General features: G+C 68.8%; 20 protein-coding genes. 12 read left to right on the top strand and 8 right to left on the bottom strand.

Annotation, left to right across the window (positions count from 1 at the left end; genetic code table 11):
• Window positions 1–11 precede the first annotated feature (11 nt).
• From QN245_RS08980 to QN245_RS08960, 5 genes are all read right to left on the bottom strand, one after another.
• Window positions 12–722, bottom strand: coding sequence for a DUF2058 domain-containing protein (locus tag QN245_RS08980; protein ID WP_317845094.1), 711 nt, complete (start codon window positions 720–722; stop codon window positions 12–14).
• A gap of 27 nt (window positions 723–749) precedes the next feature.
• Window positions 750–986: a SlyX family protein gene (locus tag QN245_RS08975; RefSeq protein WP_017908102.1), complete on the bottom strand. Its 237-nt coding sequence runs from the start codon at window positions 984–986 to the stop codon at window positions 750–752.
• The gene (locus QN245_RS08970; RefSeq protein ID WP_317845093.1) at window positions 976–2,322 is read right to left on the bottom strand and encodes a UDP-glucose dehydrogenase family protein; all 1,347 of its coding nucleotides are present in this window, start codon (window positions 2,320–2,322) and stop codon (window positions 976–978) included. Before QN245_RS08970 ends, QN245_RS08975 begins: the two co-directional genes overlap by 11 nt.
• Window positions 2,323–2,337: 15 nt before the next feature.
• Complete coding sequence (locus QN245_RS08965; protein ID WP_160967931.1) at window positions 2,338–3,288, bottom strand: FKBP-type peptidyl-prolyl cis-trans isomerase; 951 nt, start codon at window positions 3,286–3,288, stop codon at window positions 2,338–2,340.
• 100 nt (window positions 3,289–3,388) lie between these two features.
• Window positions 3,389–3,955 (bottom strand): glutathione peroxidase, encoded by a 567-nt coding sequence (locus tag QN245_RS08960; RefSeq protein ID WP_048492503.1) that lies wholly within the window; start codon window positions 3,953–3,955, stop codon window positions 3,389–3,391.
• 128 nt (window positions 3,956–4,083) lie between these two features.
• Between QN245_RS08960 and QN245_RS08955 the strand changes: the two genes are divergently transcribed.
• The 6 genes from QN245_RS08955 to QN245_RS08930 are packed head-to-tail and all read left to right on the top strand — an operon-like array spanning window position 4,084 to window position 8,023.
• A complete protein-coding gene (locus QN245_RS08955; RefSeq protein ID WP_160967933.1) occupies window positions 4,084–4,326 on the top strand; it encodes a hypothetical protein in 243 nt (80 codons plus the stop codon).
• A 2-nt stretch (window positions 4,327–4,328) separates the two neighbouring features.
• Window positions 4,329–4,691: a GntR family transcriptional regulator gene (locus tag QN245_RS08950; RefSeq protein ID WP_160963726.1), complete on the top strand. Its 363-nt coding sequence runs from the start codon at window positions 4,329–4,331 to the stop codon at window positions 4,689–4,691.
• Window positions 4,688–5,569: an ABC transporter ATP-binding protein gene (locus QN245_RS08945; protein ID WP_184447738.1), complete on the top strand. Its 882-nt coding sequence runs from the start codon at window positions 4,688–4,690 to the stop codon at window positions 5,567–5,569. Before QN245_RS08950 ends, QN245_RS08945 begins: the two co-directional genes overlap by 4 nt.
• A complete protein-coding gene (locus QN245_RS08940) occupies window positions 5,566–6,558 on the top strand; it encodes an ABC transporter permease (RefSeq protein ID WP_167087756.1) in 993 nt (330 codons plus the stop codon). The genes QN245_RS08945 and QN245_RS08940 overlap by 4 nt, the downstream gene beginning before the upstream one ends.
• 43 nt (window positions 6,559–6,601) lie before the next feature.
• Window positions 6,602–7,426: a GIN domain-containing protein gene (locus tag QN245_RS08935; RefSeq protein WP_167087758.1), complete on the top strand. Its 825-nt coding sequence runs from the start codon at window positions 6,602–6,604 to the stop codon at window positions 7,424–7,426.
• Window positions 7,427–7,468: 42 nt separating this feature from the next.
• Window positions 7,469–8,023 (top strand): DUF2884 family protein, encoded by a 555-nt coding sequence (locus QN245_RS08930; RefSeq protein WP_160967941.1) that lies wholly within the window; start codon window positions 7,469–7,471, stop codon window positions 8,021–8,023.
• Between the two features lie 99 nt (window positions 8,024–8,122).
• Here the strand turns inward: QN245_RS08930 and QN245_RS08925 are convergent, their stop codons facing one another.
• Window positions 8,123–8,986 (bottom strand): DMT family transporter, encoded by an 864-nt coding sequence (locus QN245_RS08925; protein ID WP_184646692.1) that lies wholly within the window; start codon window positions 8,984–8,986, stop codon window positions 8,123–8,125.
• Window positions 8,987–9,147: 161 nt separating this feature from the next.
• On the opposite strand from QN245_RS08925, the gene QN245_RS08920 reads away from it, so the two are divergent.
• Window positions 9,148–10,515: an aminotransferase-like domain-containing protein gene (locus QN245_RS08920; protein ID WP_317845092.1), complete on the top strand. Its 1,368-nt coding sequence runs from the start codon at window positions 9,148–9,150 to the stop codon at window positions 10,513–10,515.
• A gap of 79 nt (window positions 10,516–10,594) precedes the next feature.
• Window positions 10,595–11,035, top strand: a complete 441-nt coding sequence (locus QN245_RS08915; protein WP_317845091.1) for a hypothetical protein — start codon at window positions 10,595–10,597, stop codon at window positions 11,033–11,035.
• Between the two features lie 264 nt (window positions 11,036–11,299).
• Here QN245_RS08915 and QN245_RS08910 read toward each other — a convergent pair whose 3' ends face one another.
• Together QN245_RS08910 and QN245_RS08905 are read right to left on the bottom strand one after the other, a co-directional pair.
• Window positions 11,300–12,733 (bottom strand): class II fumarate hydratase, encoded by a 1,434-nt coding sequence (locus QN245_RS08910; protein ID WP_184646688.1) that lies wholly within the window; start codon window positions 12,731–12,733, stop codon window positions 11,300–11,302.
• 379 nt (window positions 12,734–13,112) lie between these two features.
• Window positions 13,113–14,123: a YiiG family protein gene (locus QN245_RS08905; protein ID WP_317845090.1), complete on the bottom strand. Its 1,011-nt coding sequence runs from the start codon at window positions 14,121–14,123 to the stop codon at window positions 13,113–13,115.
• 398 nt (window positions 14,124–14,521) lie between these two features.
• Here QN245_RS08905 and QN245_RS08900 point away from each other — a divergent pair, with 398 nt between their 5' ends.
• From QN245_RS08900 to QN245_RS08885, 4 genes are all read left to right on the top strand, one after another.
• Window positions 14,522–15,841 (top strand): hemolysin family protein, encoded by a 1,320-nt coding sequence (locus QN245_RS08900; protein WP_317845089.1) that lies wholly within the window; start codon window positions 14,522–14,524, stop codon window positions 15,839–15,841.
• Window positions 15,842–15,878: 37 nt separating this feature from the next.
• The gene (gene purB / locus QN245_RS08895) at window positions 15,879–17,246 is read left to right on the top strand and encodes an adenylosuccinate lyase (protein WP_317845088.1); all 1,368 of its coding nucleotides are present in this window, start codon (window positions 15,879–15,881) and stop codon (window positions 17,244–17,246) included.
• A gap of 122 nt (window positions 17,247–17,368) precedes the next feature.
• Window positions 17,369–17,974: a DUF3060 domain-containing protein gene (locus QN245_RS08890; RefSeq protein ID WP_317845087.1), complete on the top strand. Its 606-nt coding sequence runs from the start codon at window positions 17,369–17,371 to the stop codon at window positions 17,972–17,974.
• 285 nt (window positions 17,975–18,259) lie between these two features.
• Entirely contained in the window at window positions 18,260–19,501 is a 1,242-nt protein-coding gene (locus tag QN245_RS08885) for a ribosomal protein uL16 3-hydroxylase (protein ID WP_317845086.1), read from the top strand.
• The last annotated feature ends 4 nt before the right edge of the window (window positions 19,502–19,505 follow it).

Here is a 19,505-nt window from a genome sequence, read left to right as displayed (position 1 = left end):
CAGCGCCACGCTTACCAGACCAGATCGTCGGGGATCTGGTACTTGGGATCGGCGTAGGGGTCTTCTTCCGCGGTCGCGTTCGGGTCGACCCGCAGCGCCACCGCCGCCGGGAAGATCGCTTCGGCCTGGTCCAGCAGGGCCGCGGTCACCAGCAGGTAGCGGCCGTTCTGCTGCAGCACGCCCAGCTCGCCGGCGTTGAGCGCCTTGAGCTGGTCGGCGGTGACGTAGATGCGCTTGATCTTGCCGCCATAGGGGAAATGGCGGGCGATGTCGGCCTCGGCGTGGTTGAGCGCCTGGCCCTTGAGCAGTTCGTCGAGCTTGGCCCGCGCCTCGCGGCGCAGCCGCGCCTCTTCCTGCTTCTGCCGCTCGGCCTCGATCCGCTCGTCCTTCTCGCGCTGGGCGCGGATCGCGTAGGCCTTGGCCAGGTCGATGTCCTCGCGGCTGCGCGGCGGCCGCGCCGCTTGGCCGCCCGCCCCATGCGGTTTGCCATGGCCCTGGCCCTTCCCAGGGCCGTTCCCGTGCGGACGGCCGCGCCCGCCGCCGGGCTTGCCGGCGTTGGGCGCGCCGCCGGGAGCGCGCTCGCCGCGCGCCCCGGCCGGTGCCGGGCGCTGGCCCGGCCGTCCCTGCGGCCGCGGCGCGGAAGCAGGCGGGGCTTTGCGTTCGGGTTTCGGCGCGGGCTTGAAGCCCAGGCCCAGCAACTGCTCGCGGAGGGTATCGCTCATCGGGTCGGAATCGATCGGTTCGGGGGATCAGTAATGCGGCGGCGGCGGTTCGTCGGCCGGATCGGCGTAGAGCGTGCTGCGCACCTTGCCCAGATCTTCGAGCAGGTGACGCAGCAACTCGGCGTTGCGCTGGCTTTCGATACGCGCTTCGGCCAGGGCATCGCTCATTTCCGACAGCGCCTGCTCCTGGAAGGAGAGGCGCGTTTCCAGCTCGATCAGGCGGTTCTCCAGCAACCGATCCTGGGTGGAAAAATCATGCTGCATGGATCGAACGTCCCCGGCCGATGCCGTAATACGCCAGGCCGAAGCTCTCGATTTCCTGCGGATCGTAGAGATTGCGGCCGTCGAACACCACCGCATCGCCGATCAGTTCCTTCATGCGGGTGAAGTCCGGGCTGCGGAACTGCTTCCACTCGGTGACCACCGCCAGCGCATCGGCGCCTTCCAGCGCTTCGAAGGCATCGCTGCAGAAGTGCAGGTCGGCGCGCTCGCCGAAAATGCGCTTGGCTTCGTCGGTCGCCTCTGGATCGTAGGCGCGGACCGTCGCGCCCGCTTCCCACAGTTGCGCCAGCAGGCGGCGGCTGGAGGCCGCGCGCATGTCGTCGGTGTTGGGCTTGAACGCCAGGCCCCACACCGCGAAGGTCTTGCCCTTGAGCGGTTGCGCCGCGCCGTAGTGGCGCTGGATCAGTTCGTACAGGTGGCCCTTCTGCGCCTCGTTGACCGCTTCCACCGCATCCAGCAGCCTCGGCGCGTGGCCATACTGCTGCGCGGTGCGCGCCAGTGCCTGCACGTCCTTGGGGAAGCACGAGCCACCGTAGCCGGCACCCGGGTAGATGAAGTGCCAGCCGATGCGCGGATCCGAGCCGATGCCCTGGCGCACCTTCTCCACGTCGGCACCGACGCGCTCGGCGATGTTGGCGATCTCGTTCATGAAACTGATCTTGGTCGCCAGCATCGCGTTGGCCGCGTACTTGGTCAGTTCGGCCGAACGCACGTCCATTTCCACGATGCGGTCGTGGTTGCGGTTGAACGGCGCGTACAGGCGACGCAGGCGCGCGGCCGAGCCGGGCTTGCTGCTGCCGATGACGATGCGGTCCGGCCGCATGCAGTCGGCGACCGCGTCGCCTTCCTTCAGGAACTCCGGGTTGGAGACCACGTCGAACTCGATCGCCTCGCCGCGCGCTTCCAGCTCGGCGGCGATCGCCGCGTGCACCTTGTCGGCGGTACCGACCGGCACCGTCGACTTGTTGACCACGACGGTCGGCCCCTGGATGTGCTGGCCGATGGTGCGGGCCACCGCCAGGACGTACTGCAGATCTGCGCTACCGTCCTCGTCCGGCGGCGTACCGACGGCGATGAACACGATATCCCCATGCGCGATGGCGCTGGCCGCATCGGTGGTGAAGAACAGCCTCCGTGCGGCGTGATTGGCCTTGACCATCGGCGAGAGGCCAGGCTCGTAAATCGGGACCACGCCCTTGTTGAGCCCATCCACCTTGGCCTGGTCGATGTCTACGCACACCACATGGTGGCCGACTTCGGCCAGACAGGTTCCGGTGACGAGCCCGACATAGCCGGTGCCGAATATCGCTACGCGCATGTAATCTCCTTTCGGTTATTGAAGGATGTTCAAAAGTTCCACGTCGAAGGTCAGCATCGCATCCGGGCCGATCGGGCCGCCCGGCGTTCCCTGCGGGCCGTAGCCCAGGTTGGACGGAATCCAGAAGCGGTACTTGGAGCCCACCGGCATCAGCGCCACGCCCTCGCTCCAGCCCGGCACGACCTGGTTCAGCGCGAACTCGGCCGGCTGGCCGTTCTTGTAGGAGCTGTCGAAAACGGTGCCGTCGAGCAGCTTGCCTTCGTAGTTCACCCGCACCTTGCTGGTGGGCGTGGGCCGCGCGCCGCTGCCTTCGCGCAGCACCATGTACTGCAGGCCCGACGGCGTGGTGATCACGCCCTTCTGGTTCTTGTTCTGCGCCAGGAAGGCGTTGCCCTCCTGCTTGTTCTTGGTCGCCACGGCGGCCTGCTTGGACGCGCCGAACGCCTGCAGCGTGGCCATCGCCTGCTCCTGGGTCATCGCGGTCTGGCCCTTGGCGAACACGGTGCGCACCGCGCCCATCAGCGTCGGCAGGTCGATGTCGTTCTGGATCCGCGCCAGCGACGGGCCGACCGCACGGTCGCCCAGCATCAGGCCGACGTTTTCCTTGGACACCGGCGGCGGCTGCGCGCCCGGCGCCATGCCCGGCACCGGCTGACCGTTACGCGCGGCCAACTGCGTGCGCAGCGCGGTATCGGTGGCCTGGGTCTGCTCGTCGGACAGCAGCGGCTTGCCACCCTTGAAGGCGTTCTCGATCGCGCGCTGCAGTGCGTTCACGTCGATGTCCTGGGCGATGGGCTCGAACGAACGCGCCACATCCATGCCGATCGCGTAGCTGACCTTCTGCTTCTCGCTGCCCAGCGTCGCCGCCGCGTTGCCGGCAGCCGGCGCCTGCGCGGACGCTTGGCCGGCGGCCAGCATCATCCCCACCACCAGCGACGCCACGGCGCCGCGCATTCCCATCTTCATTCGCTACTTTCCCTGGAAGTGAACTGTGAACTGGACGCGCCGCGATGGCGCAGACAGAGGCCGGCATTGTCGCATGTGCGGCCGAGATGTTGACCCGCTTTCAGTGCGACGCCGGCTGCGCTTTCAGTTCGCGTTCGATGGCACTGCGCAAGGCCGGATCGTCCGGCGTGACCTTGCTCGGAAATTGCGCGACCACGCGCCCGTCCCGCGCGATCAGATACTTGTGGAAATTCCAGCCCGGCGCCACGCCGGTGGCCTGGGTCAATTGCTTGTACAGCGGCGTCGCATCGTCGCCGATCACATGCACCTTCTCGAACATCGGGAACTTGACCCCGTAGGTGAGCGTGCAGAATTCCTGGATCTGCTTCTCCGATCCGGGCTCCTGGCCCTTGAAGTCGTTGGACGGGAAGCCGAGCACGCTGAAGCCCTGTGCCGCGTACTGCTGCTGCAGCTTCTCCAGGCCGTCGTACTGCGGGGTATAGCCGCACTTGCTGGCGGTGTTGACCACCAGCAGCACCTTGCCGCCGTAGGTCTTGTTCAGGTTCACCTTGTCCTTGCCGGCCAGCGGACGGTAGTCCCGGTCCAGCAGGGAGCCCGCCCAGGCACTGCCGACGGTGCCGGCAGCGGCCAGGATCGCAAGGAAAAACAGACGCTTGGAAAGTTTCATGGGGCACCGTTGGGAAGAAAAGGAAGTCGCGCACGACCAGGTCGGAAGTTGGGTCTGCAGCGTGTTGACATGCTGTGTAACGGTGTTATAGTTAAATACAACACCACTCACCCAGAGCAGGTCCCACGATGAATCTCAAACACCTCCAGCGCAGTCTTCCGGCCCTGGTCATCGTCGGCACCCTGCTCTGCGCGAGCTGGATCGGCGCCCAACGCCACCAGGGACGGCCGCTGGATTATGGCGCCAGCACGCCGCACGACGACAGCGCCGCCGGCGCCGCACCCTCTACCGTCCCGGCGGTGCGGCGACTGCGGGCCTCGCTGTCCGTGCCTTATTTCTCCTTCGCGCGCACCCTGCGCCCACGGAGCTGACCATGAGCGACATTCAATGGAGCGACGGCGCTCCGATCTATCGTCAACTGAAGGAGCGGGTCATCGCGATGATGCTCGACGGCATCCTCAAGCCCGGCGACGCCCTGCCCTCGGTGCGCCAGGTGGCCGCCGAATACCAGCTCAATCCGATCACCGTCTCGCGCGCCTACCAGGAACTGGCCGACGAGGCCCTGGTCGAGAAGCGCCGCGGGCTGGGCATGTTCATGACCGAGGAAGCAGCGCAGAAGCTGCGCGGCAGCGAGCGCGATCGCTTCCTCAACGAAGAGTGGCCTCTGGTGCTGGAACGCATCCAGCGCCTGGGCCTGACACTGCAAGACTTGTTGCCACCGGGGAAAACACCATGACTGCCGCTGTCGCCGCATCCGAATCCGTCGTCTATGCGCAGGGGTTGCGCAAGACCTACAACCACAAGCCGGCGCTGGCCGACGCGTCCTTCACCATCGCGCCCGGCCGCATCGTCGGCCTGATCGGCCCCAACGGTGCCGGCAAGACCACCGCACTGAAGGCGGTGTTGGGCCTGACCGCGGTGGACGGCGAGCTGCGCGTGCTGGGCATGGACCCGCGCAAGCAGCGCGATGCGCTGATGAACGAGGTGTGCTTCATCGCCGACGTGGCGGTGCTGCCGCGCTGGATGCGGGTGAGCGAGGCGATCGACTTCGTCGCCGGCGTGCATCCGCGCTTCGATCGCGCCAAGTGCGAGCGCTTCCTGGCCAACACCAAGCTCTCGCCCAAGCTGCGGGTGCGCGAGATGTCCAAGGGCATGATCGTGCAGCTGCACCTGGCCCTGGTGATGGCGATCGACGCGCGCCTGCTGGTGCTGGACGAGCCGACCCTGGGCCTGGACATCCTGTACCGCAAGGAGTTCTACCAGCGCTTGCTGGAAGACTACTTCGACGAGCAGAAGACCATCATCATCACCACCCACCAGGTGGAGGAGATCGAGCACATCCTCACCGACGTGCTGTTCATCCGCGACGGCCGCATCGTGCTCAGCGCCGACATGGAGCACATGGCCACCCGCTACACCGAACTGCTGGTGCCGGCCGAGCGCATCGAGGCGGCGCGCGCGCTGCAGCCGATCGACGAACGCGGCCTGCCGTTCGGCAAGTCGGTGTTCCTGTACGACGGCGTGCCGCAGGCGCAGCTGGCCGCGCTCGGCGAAACCCGCACCCCCGGCCTGGCCGACCTGTTCGTCGCCATCATGAAGGGCACCTACGCATGAACGCTCCCGCCAAATCGATCTCTCCCGTGTCCACGTTCACGTGGCTGCTCAAGCGCGAGTTCTGGGAACACCGCGGCGGTTTCCTGTGGGCCCCGGTCATCACCGGCGGCATCGTCGCCGCGCTGTACACGGTGCTGTCGATCATCGGCAGCATCGCCGGCCGCAACCACGGCGGCGGCTCGCGGCTGAACGACGTGCAGTGGGACGGCCAGGCGCAGAACGCACACCAGATCATCGGCGCGGTCGGCGACGGCACCATGCTCGCCGGCGTGATCCTGGCCTGCATCGTGGTCGGCTTCGTGGTGTTCTTCTACGCGCTGGGCGCGCTGTACGACGACCGCCGCGACCGCAGCGTGCTGTTCTGGAAGTCGCTGCCGCTGTCGGATACCGGCACCGTGCTGTCCAAGGCCGCCTGGGCGCTGCTGCTGGCGCCGCTGCTGGCGATCGGCATCGGCCTGCTGATCGGCCTGGCGCTGTGGGTGGTCACCGCCCTGACCCTGTCGGTCAACGGCATCCCGCAGAGCACCGCGGTCTTCACCGAATCGCACCCGCTGCGCATCATCGGCATGGTCCTGGCCGCACTGCCGGTGCAGGTGATGTGGTCGCTGCCGGCGATCGGCTGGCTGATGCTGTGCTCGGCCTGGGCGCGCAGCAAGCCGTTCCTGTGGGCGGTGCTGATCCCGATCCTGGGCTGCGTGACCGCCAGCATGATGGGCATCCTTCCGATGCTGAACGTCAACCACAACCTGATCTGGTACACCGTGGTCTACCGCGGCCTGCTCAGCGTGCTGCCGGGCAGCTGGGGTCCGGTGCTGAACGAGCAGGTGGCCGAGACCCACATCAGCGGTCCGCAGGATCTGGTCAATGCGATCCATCTCGGCGACAGCTGGGTGCTGTTCCGCGACCCCGACATGTGGATCGGCGCCGCCGTCGGCGTGGCCTTCATCGTCGCCGCGATCTACGTGCGCCGCTGGCGCGACGAAGCCTGATCGCGCTTCCGTCTCCCTACCCTTTTCCGCAAGGAGTGTTCCGATGCGCAAGACCCTCATCCTGTGTGCGCTGCTGTCGCTGCCGGCCGTCGCCATGGCCGACGACTGCAAGTATTCCGAACCGCGCGAACTGAAGCTGGACCTGGCCGGCGTCAAGACGGTCCTGCTGGACGTGCAGCAGAACGACCTCAAGCTCAGCGGCGCCAGCGCCGGCGACTCCACCTTGCGCGGCCGCGCCTGCGCTTCCGACGCGGACATGCTCAAGGAGCTGACCCTGCGCCAGCGCCACGACGGCGACACCCTGGTGGTGACGCTGAAGCACGAGGGCAAGATCCACGGCATCAGCGTCGGCAACCGTTACGCCTACCTCAACGTGGCCGGCAGCATTCCGGCCAACCTGCCGGTGCAACTGCAACTGGGCTCGGGCGATGCCGAGATCAGCGGCGTGGCCTCGCTCGACGCCAAGATCGGGTCCGGCGACCTGCATGCGCAGGGCATCCGCGGCGCGGTCAGCGCCACGGTCGGCTCCGGCGACATCGAACTGCGCAATGTCGGCAGCGTGGCGCTGCCGACGCTGGGCTCGGGCGACGTCAAGGCCGACCAGGTCGGCGGCGACGTCAAGGTCGGCACGGTCGGCTCCGGCGACCTGACCGTGCACGGCGTGCGCGGCAGCGTGCAGGTCGACAGCCTCGGTTCCGGCGACGTGCAACTGCGCGATGTCGGCGGCAGCGTCGCGGTGCAGACCGTGGGCTCCGGCGACCTGGACGTGGGCAACGTCGGCGGCAACCTGAGCGTGCAGAAGGTCGGCAGCGGCGACGTCACCCACCGTGGCGTGCGCGGCAGCGTCAACCTGCCCAAGCCGCGCTGATCCTCCACTCCGCTTTTCTCCCTTCCGCACGAGGACACGCCCATGCAGTACCGTTCCCTGCCCCTGGCCGGCGTCGCCCTGGCCGTCCTGCTCTCGCTCAGCGCCTGCGAGCGCTCGTCGAACGACCGCGTCGTGGTCGATCACGGCGGCGCGCAAAGCCTGACCTTCCTCAACGGCGACCTCACCCTGAAGGCCGATGGCCAGCCCCCGGCCACCATCACCCGCGACGGCAAGTTGTTGATCGACGGCAAGCCGGTGGCCCTGGATGCCGAGCAGCAGCGCCTGTTGCTGGCCTACCGCGGCCAGATCGAAGCGGTGGGCAAGCAGGGCGTGGAAGTCGGCAAGGCCGGCGCCGCGCTCGGCGTGAAAGCGGCCGGCGATGCCATCAGTGGCGTGCTCAGCGGCAACACCGAGCACATCGGCGAGCATGTCGAAGCGCAGGCCGACAAGATCAAGCAGGCGGCGCTGAAGATCTGCGATCAGGTGGCCGCGCTGCGCGCCGCGCAGGATGCGCTGATGCAGAAGGTGCCGGCGTTCCGTCCCTACTCCACCCTCGACGACAGCGACGTCAACGACTGCAGGCACTCGGCCGCGTAACCGGCGGCAGCCGCGCTGCCGCGACGATCGTCCACGACCGCCCGCTGTGTCCGCGCTCCGCCCGGCAGTCGCCCAACGCCTGCCGGGCGGGTCGTGGTCTCAGCGGGCGTATCGTTTCGCGCCCGCCACGCAGACCATGGCGACCAGGGTCACCGCCAGCATCGTCCAGCTCACCGTTTCGTGGAGCAGCAGCGCGGCCAGGCCCAAGCCGATGAAGGGCTGGAACAACTGCAGTTGCCCGACCGCCGCGATGCCGCCTTGCGCCAGGCCGCGGTACCAGAACACGAAGCCGATCAACATGCTGAACAACGAGACATAACCCAGGCCGAGCCATGCAGGCATATGCACAGCGCCGAACGACGCGGGCTGCGTCAGCAGGGCCAGGGACACCATCAGCGGCAGCGACAGCACCAGCGCCCAACAGATGACCTGCCATCCGCCCAGCGTGCGCGACAGGCGCGCGCCCTCCGCGTAGCCCAGCCCGCACAGCACCACCGCGGCCAGCATCAGCAGGTCGCCCTGTAATGAGGCGTCGATCCCGCCGATCGCCGCATAGCCGACGACGCTGCAGGCACCGGCCAGCGAGAACACCCAGAACGGCGGACGCGGGCGTTCGCCGGCCCGCAACACGGCGAAGACGGCCGTGCACAACGGCAGCAGGCCCACGAACACGATGGAATGCGCCGAAGTGACGTGCTGCAGCGCCAGCGCGGTCAGCAGCGGAAACCCGACCACGACCCCCAGCGCCGTCATCGCCAAGGCGGGCAGCTCGGCGCGGCGCGGACGCGGTTGCCGAAACCCGAGCAGGAGCGCCAGCCCGAGCGCGGCGGCAATGCTGGCGCGGGCGCAGGTCAGGAACACGGGGGAGAAATCGGCGACCGCGACGCGGGTCGCGGGCAACGACCCCGCAAAAATCATCACGCCGATACATCCATTGATCCAGCCACCGGTGGTTTTTTCCATGCGCGTCTCCTTCGGCATCGCCGTTGCAGTAGACGCCACGCGGGACCGATCCGGCCAGGTACGATCCAATACGGTTTCGCAGTACTGTTATGCCTCAAGACCCAATACAGCCGACGACAGTGGACAGACCCGTAGCAGCCGGCACGCGCATCGATGCGGTGATGACCGATATCCGCGCCCGCATCGCCAACCGCACCAGCCTGCCGGGAGCGCGCCTGCCCTCCGTACGCACGCAGGCGCGCGCGCTGCGCGTGTCGGTGTCGACGGTGGTGGAAGCCTACGAGCGGCTGGCAGCCGAAGGCGCGATCGTGGCGCGACCGGGGTCGGGCTTCTATGTGGCCGGGCCGGTGGCCCCGCTGGCGTTGGCGCAACTCGGCCCGAAGCTCGACAGGCAGATCGATCCGCTATGGGTGTCGCGGCAGTCGCTGGAAGCGGATGCGCGCGTGCTCAAGCCCGGCTGCGGCTGGCTGCCGCCGACGTGGCTGTACGCCGCGGGCATGCGCCGCGCGCTGCGCACGCTGGCGCGCGCCGACACGCTGGAACTGACCGAGTACGCCACGCCCCTGGGCCACCCCGGCTTGCGCCAGTTCCTGTCGCGAAGGTTGGCGGGCAACGGCGTGCAGGCCCCGCCCGAACAGATCCTGCTCGCCGAATCGGGCACGCATGCGATCGACCTGATCGGTCGCTTCCTGCTCTCGCCCGGCGACACGGTGCTGGTCGACGACCCCTGCTATTTCAATTTCCATGCCTTGCTCAAGGCGCATCGCGTGCAGGTCGTGGGCGTGCCCTATACGCCGCACGGACCGGACGTGGCGCACTTCGAAGCGGCGCTGAAAGCGCACGCGCCGCGGCTGTACATCACCAATTCGGGGATCCACAACCCCACCGGCGCGACCCTTTCCGCGGCGACGGCGCACCGGCTGCTGCTCCTGGCCGAGGGCTCGGACCTGGTGATCGTCGAGGACGACATCTTCGCCGACTTCGAGACCAGTCCCGCCCCGCGGCTGGCGGCCTTCGACGGCCTGGCGCGGGTGATCCAGGTCGGCAGCTTTTCCAAGACGGTCTCGGCATCGCTGCGCTGCGGCTACATCGCCGCGCGTGGCGACTGGATCGAAAGCCTCGCCGACCTGAAGATCGCCACCAGCTTCGGGGGCGGCCGGCTGGCGGCCGACGCCGTGCTGATCGCCCTGACCGACAGCGGCTACCGCCGGCATCTGGAGAACTTGCGGCGGCGCCTGGCGGAGCAGATGGCCAGGACCGTGGCGCGGTTGCAGGACCTCGGCATCCGGCCCTGGCTGATCCCGCAGGCCGGCCTGTTCCTTTGGTGCAGGCTGCCCGCGGGCATGGAGGCCTCGGCGATCGCGCGCGCCTGCCTGCAGGAGGGCGTGGTACTGGCGCCGGGCAATGCCTTCAGCCAGTCGCTGAGCGCGGGCGATTTTCTCCGCTTCAACGTCGCGCAATCCACCGACGAACGGATGTTCGGCGTGCTCGCGCGCGCCATGCAGTCCGCTCCGAACCCGCGCCGCTAGCGCGCGTCCGGCACGCCTCGCCACGACCGAAGCCGCCGCACGTTCTAGAATGCCCGCACTCCCCCACTGCACCGCCTCCATGAAGAAGACGCTGTTCGCCTGGTTCTCGCTGCTGTCGTTGTGCCTGCTGCTCGCCGCCTGCGGCGGACGCGGCGGCGAGAGCACCTCCTCGCGCGCCGAGCGCAGCAAGCCGCGGGTGGCGGTGGACAGCATGAACGTAATGCTGCGCCGCGCCCCGGCCGCCAATGCCACCATCGGCCCCGATGGCAGCCTGCGCATCGACGACATCGAGCTGCCGTTGCCGCCCGCGCAGCGCACCGAACTGCAGCAGTTGTTCATGCACCTGCAGATGCAGCGCCAGCGCACCCTGGAGACGGCGGCACCGGATCCGAACATGCGCTCGGTCGGCTTCGCGCCGACCCCGGAAATCACCGCCGCGCAGGCGGCCGTGCTGCGCGACATTCCATCACTGCAGCCGTACCGCGACAGCTTCGGCAACCTGCAGGCCGAGCGCCGCTGAGGGCTGCCGGCGCCGGCAATCCCGGGACGAGGGAGCCTCAAGAAGAATTGGAGGCGCCCCTGTAGGAGCGGCTTTAGCCGCGATTGGCCTTCACGGTAAAGCCCATCGCGGCTGAAGCCGCTCCTACGAGGGTTGGCGGAGCGGTGTCCGGGCGCGATGTGGGAGGGACTTCAGTCCCGACTGCTTTCACCGTGCGAGCGTCCACTGCACCTGGCACGACCATAACGCCGTGCCAGGCCTTCCTGCTTGTAGCGTCAGCGCGCCTCAGCCGCCGCCGCCAGCGCCGGCGTGGATGCCGCCTTCGGTCAATGCGGCGGGGTCCAGCAGCCGGCGCAGTTCGTCCTCGCCGAGGCCGCTGTCCTCCTTGGCCACCTCCAGCACGGGACGGTTCTCCTTGTAGGCGCGCTTGGCGATCGCCGCGGCCTTCTCGTAGCCGATGATCGGGTTCAGCGCGGTGACCAGGATCGGGTTGCGGTCCAGCGCCTCGCGCACGCGCTCCTCGCGCACCTTGAGCCCGGCGATCGCCGAATCGGCCAGCAGCACCGATACGTTGCCCAGCAACTGGATCGACTCCAGCAGGTTGGCCGCGATCAGCGGCAGGGTCACGTTCAACTGGAAATTGCCGGTCTGCCCGGCCACGGTGATCGCGGTGTGGTGGCCGATGACCTGCGCGCAGGCCATCACCGTGGCCTCGGGAATCACCGGATTGACCTTGCCCGGCATGATCGAACTGCCCGGCTGCAACGCCGGCAGTTCGATCTCGCCGAGGCCGGCCAGCGGCCCGGCGTTCATCCAGCGAAGGTCGTTGGCGATCTTGATCAGCGCCACCGCCAGCGCATTGAGTTGCCCGGACAGTTCCACCGCGTCGTCCTGCGCGGCCAGGCCCTCGAATTTGTTCTCGGCGCTCTCGAAGGTGAAGTCGGTCAGCGCCGACAACGCCTTGGCGACCTTGCCGCCGAAGCGCGGATCGGCGTTGATGCCGGTGCCGATCGCGGTGCCGCCCAGCGGCAGCCGGCGCAGGCGCTTGAGGCTGTCGTCGATGCGCGCCTGCGCCGACACCAGTTGCGCCGACCAGGCGCCGAACTCCTGGCCGAAGGTCAGCGGCATCGCGTCCATCAGGTGGGTGCGCCCGGTCTTGACCACGCCCTGCAGCTGCTTGGCGCGCTTGTCGATCGTCTTGCGCAGGTGCTTGAGCGACGGCAGCAGGTGCTCGCGCGCGGCCAGCAGCGCGGCGACGCGGATCGCGGTCGGTACCACGTCGTTGGAACTCTGGCCGAGGTTGACGTGGTCGTTGGGATGCACCGTCGGCAGTGCCTTGCTGCCGTGCTTGCCCTCGCCCTTGGCGGCGCGGTTGGCCAGCGTGGCAATGACCTCGTTGGCGTTCATGTTCGACGAAGTGCCCGATCCGGTCTGGTAGATGTCGATCGGGAAGTGCGCGTCGTGGCGGCCGTCGGCCACCTCCAGCGCCGCGGCCTGGATCGCCTTGGCGACGGCCTTTGGCAACAAGTCCAGGTCGGCGTTGACGCCGGCCGCGGCGGCCTTGATCAGGCCCAGCGCGCGGATGAAGCCGCGCGGCATCGGCTGCCCGGACACCGGAAAGTTCTGTACCGCACGCTGGGTCTGCGCCCCCCACAAGGCATCGGCGGGCACCTGCAGTTCGCCCATGCTGTCGTGTTCGACCCTGAATTTGTCACTCATTGCGCAATCTCCGCATCTGCAAAAAGGAATCCATCGGCGCCGTCGTCGGACGTCCGGGGAGGCAGGCTGGCGGGACTGCGGCTGGCGCGCGCATTATCCGTGGCGCAGCGCCCGGCGTCAGCCAGTGTGCGCCGGCGGATGTTAGGAATGTCTGGAGGCGCGAGAAGCGCGGCAGCCCGCCATAGGCGGATGTGGTCCAGGATCGACTTTGCGGAGCCTGGCAACGGCGCGACGCAGGCACGTTCCGCGAGCGCGCTGTCGTGATGCGGACGGCGCGAACCGTGCGCACCGTCGGCGAAGGACGGGACTCCGGCATGCCGGGGCCGCCCTGGCGACGGCACCGGCGGGACCGGCGGCCTTGCGCCGCCGGCCCGCGCGCTCAGCGCTGGCGGTTGCTCTGGAACACCAGGTCGTTGTAGCTCTTCATCAAGCGTGCCGGCGAGCCTTCCGGCGCGACGATCGGGTTGTCCAGCGAGCGCTGCTCGAATGCGCTGTACGGGATCTTTTCCGCCACCCGCTTGATGCGCGCCTTGGATTCCTTGCGGAAGTTCTCCGCGGCGGTCTCGAAACCGCTCCAGTCGGACTTGCCCGGCTCCTGGTTGGCGACCTTGGCATGCGCCTCGTCGGACAGGCTGTTGAAGCCCGCCACCAACGCCGTGGCCTTGGCGGTGTCGAAATCGTCGTCCTGCATCAGGCCGACGATGTCCTTGGCCTCGAGCATCATCGACAGCCGATAGAAGTCGCGGGTGCGGCCCTCGGCCTTTTCCATCGCCTTCAACTGCTCGCGCTGGGCGGCGTCGTTCTGCGCCTCCAGTTCGTGGCTGAAGGCCTCGCTGGCCTCGTGGAATTCGGACAGCGCGGCCATCAGCGGCGCATGCATCTGCTTGCCCTTGGCGAACTGGTCGTCCTGGTAGTCCTCGCGGTCGTAGTAGTCGCGGGCCTGGTTGGCCAGCGGCTGCAACGTCTTCAAGGCGGCCAGATAGCGCTTCGCTGCCGCATCCAGCGCCGGCAACGCCGGCTTGGCCGCGATCGCCTGGGTCATCGGCGCGTCGCACAGCTTCATCGCGTACTCGTCGATCGGGGCGGGCCCGTACACGCTGGTTTCCTTGCCGGTGGGGCCGGCCTTGGGGTCGGCCATCCAGCGTATGTACTGCTGCGCACCTTCGTGGATGCGGCCATCGACCTTGTTGAAGCATTCGATGTAGGCATTGAGCTTGCTGGTCAGCGCCTGGTCCGCGTCGCTGGCGGCAGCGTCGGAGGATGCGTGGCTGGCATCGGCACCAGCACCGGCATCGGACGCAGTCGGCGTGGCCGAGGGCTTGCCGCCGCAGGCGGTCAGGAAAACGGACACAGCGGCGGCCAGCGCCGCCAGACGCAAAGAAGATTTCATGGGGGAATGTTGATGTTGAAAACGGTTACAGAAAGTTTAGCAAACGAAAAGATTGTGGTGGCGTGATGGTTGGAGGCCGGGATGATCAGCCATTCGGCTGCTGAAAGGCCGGCGATTCGGGATTGGGGATTCGCAACAGCGACTCCGCGCGCTGATCCACGGCGCATGTTGCAGCGCTGGCATGTGACGGAATACGCGAGACGGCGCGCGCCGGCGGCAACGACGCAACGCATCGGCTAGACTGCGGCGACGTATCACCGATGGAACGCGCACGCCGCCATGGGCGACGATTCAGACTGTAGATGCCGGCGCACGCTGCGCCGGGCCACGCACCCCGCCGTTTCCACCCCTTCCGCCCGGCGCCATGACGCGCCAGCGGCGCGCGCCGGGGAACGCACATGATCGGCAATCTCCTGCTGCTGGCGCTGGCGATGCTGCTGGTGCTGCTCAACGGTTTCTTTGTCGCCGCCGAGTTCGCCCTGGTCAAGCTGCGCCACACCCAGGCCGTGGGGCTGGCCGAGCACCACGGCTGGCGCGGCCGCCTGCTGCTCAATGTGCACGGCCACCTCGACGCCTACCTGTCGGCCTGCCAGCTCGGCATCACCCTGTCCTCGCTGGGCCTGGGCTGGGTCGGCGAACCGGCCTTCGCGCACCTGCTGCAGCCGCTGTTCGACCTGCTGGGGCTCAGCGAGGAGGCGGCACGCCTTAGCGCCTTCATCATCGCCTTCAGCGTCATCTCGTTCCTGCACATCGTGCTCGGCGAACTGGCCCCCAAGTCGATGGCGATCCGCCGCCCGGAGCGCATGTCGCTGTGGACCGCCGCGCCGCTGTACCTGTTCTACTGGGCGATGTATCCGGCGATCTGGCTGCTCAACACCAGTGCCAACACGCTGTTGAAGGCGATGGGCTGGGGCGAGGTCGAGCATGCCTCGCACCGCTACTCGCGCGAGGAACTGAAGCTGATCGTCGGCCGCCAGCAACCCGCCGGCGGCGCGCCCGATCACGAACTGACCCTGATGAGCCACGCGCTGGAACTGCCGGAACTGGTGGCCGGCGATCTGATGCGCGCACGCGACCATCTGCGCGGGTTCCGCGAGGGCATGGCGCTGGACGCGGTGATGGCCGAGTTCGCCGAGAGCCGCTACAGCCGCTACCCGTGGTTCGACCGCGACGGCGAGCAGGTGCTCGGCATCCTGCACATGAAGGACCTGCTGGTGGAGATCGCCGGCGGCCGCCGCAGCGACGACCTGCGCCCGCTGCTGCGCCCGGCCAACCTGATCGCGCTGGAGACGCCGGTGCCGCTGGTACTGGAGCGCTTCCGTACCGGCGCCACGCACATGGCGCTGTGCGTGGACGAGCACGGCCGCATCCTCGGCTACTTCACCCTGGAAGACCTGCTGGAAGTGGTGGTCGGCGACATCGAGGACGAACACCCGCACGTGGTCAAGGACGCACCGACCCGCGGCGCCGACGGCAGCGTGCTGGTCGCTGGCTCGACCTCGATCTTCCGCCTCGAGCGCCTGCTCGGCCGCGACCTGCGCGCGCCGGAGCACCTCAACTCGGTCGGCGGACTGATCGTGCACCAGTTGCAGCGCCTGCCCGAGGAAGGCGAGCAACTGCAGATCGACGGGCACCTGTTCACGGTCAAGCGCATGGCCGGGCATCGCATCCAGGCGGTGACCGTGCGCCTGGCGCCGGCCGAGGCCGTGCCGACGTAGAATGGCGCCCCCGCCGACACCACCCCACGCCCCCGCCATGTCCGATTCCGCCCTGCTCGCCCTGTCCCCGCTCGATGGCCGCTATGCCGGCAAGGTCGACGCCATGCGGCCGATCTTCTCCGAATACGGCCTGATCAGGGCACGGGTGAAGGTGGAGATCGAATGGCTGCTGGCGCTGGGTGCCGAGTCGGGCATCGGCGAGCTGGCCGCGTTCTCGCCGGCGGCGGCGCAGCGCCTGCGCGCGCTGGCCGACGGCTTCGGCGTGGAACACGCGGCGCGGGTCAAGCAGATCGAGCGCACCACCAACCACGACGTCAAGGCGGTGGAGTACTTCATCAAGGAGCAGCTCAAGGACGACGCCGAACTCGGCCCGGCCCTGGAGTTCGTGCATTTCGCCTGCACCAGCGAGGACATCAACAACCTCAGCTACGGACTGATGCTGGAGCAGGCCCGGCGCGAGGTGCTGCTGCCGACCCTGGACGCGGTGATCGCCACGCTCCGCGGCCTCGCGCATGCGCAGGCCGCGCAGCCGATGCTGTCGCGCACCCACGGCCAGACCGCCTCGCCCACCACCCTGGGCAAGGAGATCGCCAACGTCGTCGCGCGCCTCGAGCGCCAACGTCGGCAGATCGCCGCGGTTGAGCTCACCGGCAAGATCAACGGCGCAGTGGGCAACTACAACGCCCACGTCGCCAGTTACCCCGACGTCGACTGGCCGGGCTTCGCCCAGCGCTTCGTGGAAAGCCTGGGCCTGGTGTTCAACCCCTACACCACCCAGATCGAGCCGCACGACAACGTCGCCGAACTGGGCGACGCCACCCGCCGCGCCAACACCGTGCTGATCGACCTGGCGCGCGACATCTGGGGCTACATCTCGCTGGGCTACTTCAAGCAGAAGCTCAAGGAAGGCGAAGTCGGCTCCTCGACCATGCCGCACAAGGTCAACCCGATCGACTTCGAGAACGCCGAAGGCAACTTCGGCATCGCCAACGCCCTGTTCGAGCACTTCTCGGCCAAGCTGCCGATCAGCCGCTGGCAGCGCGACCTCACCGACTCCACCGTGCTGCGCGCGCTCGGCACCGCCTTCGGCCACACCCAGGTGGCACTGGACTCGCTGGCCAAGGGCCTGGGCAAGCTGACCGTGAACCCGGAGCGCCTGGATGCCGACCTGGATGCCGCCTGGGAAGTGCTGGCCGAAGCCGTGCAGACGGTGATGCGCCGCCACGGCCTGCCCAACCCCTACGAGCAGCTCAAGGCGCTGACCCGCGGCCAGGGCATCACCGCCGCCTCGATGCGCGCCTTCGTCGAGACCCTGGAGCTGCCCGAGGACGCCAAGCAGCGCCTGCGCGACCTGACCCCGGGCGGCTACGTCGGCCTGGCCGAGCGGCTGGCGCGCGGCATCTAGGGCGTGTCACCAATCCCCGCGCAATCGCGCCCCTTCGGGTTGATGACACGCCCTAGCCGCGGCCCGTCCATCCTGGGTTAATCGGCCAGCGGCATGCTGGTGGCTCACAGCAGAGCCCCACGATGAAACGCAACCCGTTGTTTGTGCTGCCGCTGCTGGCCCTGGTCGGCTGCGCCCAGGCGCCGCGCCCGCCGGCCGGCGATGGCGCGCACACCGCCGCCACGCGCACCGTGGTCATGCAGGCCGCGCCGCCGCCGATCGCGGCGGCACCGTCGGCCGGCGACATCGCCGACGGCGACGAGCGCGACGCCGAGGCGCCGATCCGCATGGCCGCCTCGGCCAGCGGCGACATCGATTGCGACGGACGCGACCTGAACATCGTCGGCCGCGACGCCACCCTGGTGCTGCACGGCCACTGCGCCACGGTCAGCCTGTTCGGCCGTAACGGCAATCTGCAGATCGAGCGGGCCGACACCCTGCGCGTCCTCGGCGACAACGCCCAGGTGGCGATGCGCGGCGACGCCGGGCAGGTCGCGCTGTTCGGCCGCCATGGCCGGCTGCAGATGGCGCGCATCGCCACCCTCGAAGTGTCCGGCGACCAGAACCAGCTGCAGGCCAGCGAGATCGACACCATCGTCCTGCAGGGCAACGACAACGCCATCGTCCAGCGCAGCGGCACTGCTCAGGTCGACGACGGCGGCCGCGACAACCGCATCCTCAGCCAGTAGCGCGCCCGGCGCTGCGCTACCCGCTGCCTGCGCCCAACGGGGCGCCGCCGCGACTCCCAAGCCCCGTTGCACCTAGCGCCGCCCATGGGCCGCGCGCACGTGGTCACCTGCGACGCGCGGTCGCGGCACACGGCCAGGGCGGCCAACGGTCCCTTATCCGTGCGCAGCGGCGTACACGAAGGCCAGCGCGATGGCCCCACGCGCCAAACCGGCGGACAATGGCCGGGTCGGCCGGCGCCGCTGCGCGCCGCCCTTTACCTTCCGCGTTGCAAGGACCCATCGCCCATGGCTGCCCGCAAGACCGCCGCTCCCGCCTTCGAACTCCACGCCCGCCCCGGGCAACCGCTGGGCATGCCCGCCGCGACCTTCCTGCGCGACTACTGGCACAAGCGCCCGCTGCTGATCCGCAATGCCTTCCCCGGCTTCGTCTCGCCGATCGAGCCGGGCGACCTGGCCGGCCTGGCCTGTGAGGAGGCGGCGCTGTCGCGGCTGATCGAGCACGACCGCGCCAACGATCGCTGGCGCGTGCGCAGCGGCCCGTTCCAGGAGCAGGAGTTTCCCGGCATGCCCGACCACGACTGGACCCTGCTGGTGCAGGACGTGGACAAGTGGGACCCGGACATCCGCGCCCTGCTCGAGCAGTTCCGCTTCCTGCCGCGCTGGCGGGTGGACGACGTGATGGTCAGCTTCGCCGCGCGCGGCGGCTCGGTCGGCGCGCACGTGGACCACTACGACGTGTTCCTGCTGCAGGCCCACGGCCATCGCCGCTGGCAGATCGACGCCAGCGTCGCGCTGGGCCGGCCGGCGCCGCCGACCGACTTCCGCGACGACGTGGAGCTGAAGCTGCTGCGCCAGTTCGACCCGACCCACGACTGGGTGCTGGGGCCGGGCGACATGCTGTACCTGCCGCCGCTGGTGCCGCACCACGGCGTCGCCGAGGACGCTTGCCTGACCTTCTCGGTGGGCATGCGCGCGCCGTCCTCGGCCGAGCTGATCGCCGATTACCTGGACACCCTGATCGACGGCGCCGACGAGGCGCTGCGCTACCACGACGAAGACCTGCAGGCGCCGGCCGACCCCTACGAGATCGACGCGGCGGCGATGGGCCGCGTGGTCGAGGCGCTGAACGCGCTGCGCATGAACGACCCGGACAAGCTCGGTGCCTGGTTCGGCCGCTTCATCACCACCTACCGCGCCGCCGGCGAGATCCTGCCGCCGGCCGGCCTGCCCCCGGCGGAGGAGATCGCCACCGCGCTGGAACAGGGCCTGGTCCTGCAGCGGCATCCCTGGGCGCGGCCGGCCTGGCGGCGGACCAGCCGCGGCGCCATGCTGTTCTGCAGCGGCCAGGAGTTCGCGCTGCCGGTCAAGGACGCCAAGCGCCTGGCCTCGGCCGAGCACATCGACGGCACGGACTACGCGGCGCTGTCGGCGGCCGGCAAGCAGGCCCTGCTGGAGCTGATCGAAGGCGGCTTCTACCAGCCGCTGGAGGCCGAGGACGCGACCGACGCGGACGCCGACCCGGTCTGATCCG

Source organism: Xanthomonas rydalmerensis (assembly GCF_033170385.1).
Taxonomy (GTDB): domain Bacteria; phylum Pseudomonadota; class Gammaproteobacteria; order Xanthomonadales; family Xanthomonadaceae; genus Xanthomonas_A; species Xanthomonas_A rydalmerensis.
This window is presented reverse-complemented; position numbering and strand designations above follow the sequence as displayed.

Bases quoted from the DNA above. Each gene is read 5' to 3' on its own strand.
- QN245_RS08980 (WP_317845094.1), bottom strand. From the start codon at position 722: ATGAGCGATACCCTCCGCGAGCAGTTGCTGGGCCTGGGCTTCAAGCCC.
- QN245_RS08975 (WP_017908102.1), bottom strand. From the start codon at position 986: ATGCAGCATGATTTTTCCACCCAGGATCGGTTGCTGGAGAACCGCCTG.
- QN245_RS08970 (WP_317845093.1), bottom strand. From the start codon at position 2,322: ATGCGCGTAGCGATATTCGGCACCGGCTATGTCGGGCTCGTCACCGGA.
- QN245_RS08965 (WP_160967931.1), bottom strand. From the start codon at position 3,288: ATGAAGATGGGAATGCGCGGCGCCGTGGCGTCGCTGGTGGTGGGGATG.
- QN245_RS08960 (WP_048492503.1), bottom strand. From the start codon at position 3,955: ATGAAACTTTCCAAGCGTCTGTTTTTCCTTGCGATCCTGGCCGCTGCC.
- QN245_RS08955 (WP_160967933.1), top strand. From the start codon at position 4,084: ATGAATCTCAAACACCTCCAGCGCAGTCTTCCGGCCCTGGTCATCGTC.
- QN245_RS08950 (WP_160963726.1), top strand. From the start codon at position 4,329: ATGAGCGACATTCAATGGAGCGACGGCGCTCCGATCTATCGTCAACTG.
- QN245_RS08945 (WP_184447738.1), top strand. From the start codon at position 4,688: ATGACTGCCGCTGTCGCCGCATCCGAATCCGTCGTCTATGCGCAGGGG.
- QN245_RS08940 (WP_167087756.1), top strand. From the start codon at position 5,566: ATGAACGCTCCCGCCAAATCGATCTCTCCCGTGTCCACGTTCACGTGG.
- QN245_RS08935 (WP_167087758.1), top strand. From the start codon at position 6,602: ATGCGCAAGACCCTCATCCTGTGTGCGCTGCTGTCGCTGCCGGCCGTC.
- QN245_RS08930 (WP_160967941.1), top strand. From the start codon at position 7,469: ATGCAGTACCGTTCCCTGCCCCTGGCCGGCGTCGCCCTGGCCGTCCTG.
- QN245_RS08925 (WP_184646692.1), bottom strand. From the start codon at position 8,986: ATGGAAAAAACCACCGGTGGCTGGATCAATGGATGTATCGGCGTGATG.
- QN245_RS08920 (WP_317845092.1), top strand. From the start codon at position 9,148: ATGACCGATATCCGCGCCCGCATCGCCAACCGCACCAGCCTGCCGGGA.
- QN245_RS08915 (WP_317845091.1), top strand. From the start codon at position 10,595: ATGAAGAAGACGCTGTTCGCCTGGTTCTCGCTGCTGTCGTTGTGCCTG.
- QN245_RS08910 (WP_184646688.1), bottom strand. From the start codon at position 12,733: ATGAGTGACAAATTCAGGGTCGAACACGACAGCATGGGCGAACTGCAG.
- QN245_RS08905 (WP_317845090.1), bottom strand. From the start codon at position 14,123: ATGAAATCTTCTTTGCGTCTGGCGGCGCTGGCCGCCGCTGTGTCCGTT.
- QN245_RS08900 (WP_317845089.1), top strand. From the start codon at position 14,522: ATGATCGGCAATCTCCTGCTGCTGGCGCTGGCGATGCTGCTGGTGCTG.
- purB (WP_317845088.1), top strand. From the start codon at position 15,879: ATGTCCGATTCCGCCCTGCTCGCCCTGTCCCCGCTCGATGGCCGCTAT.
- QN245_RS08890 (WP_317845087.1), top strand. From the start codon at position 17,369: ATGAAACGCAACCCGTTGTTTGTGCTGCCGCTGCTGGCCCTGGTCGGC.
- QN245_RS08885 (WP_317845086.1), top strand. From the start codon at position 18,260: ATGGCTGCCCGCAAGACCGCCGCTCCCGCCTTCGAACTCCACGCCCGC.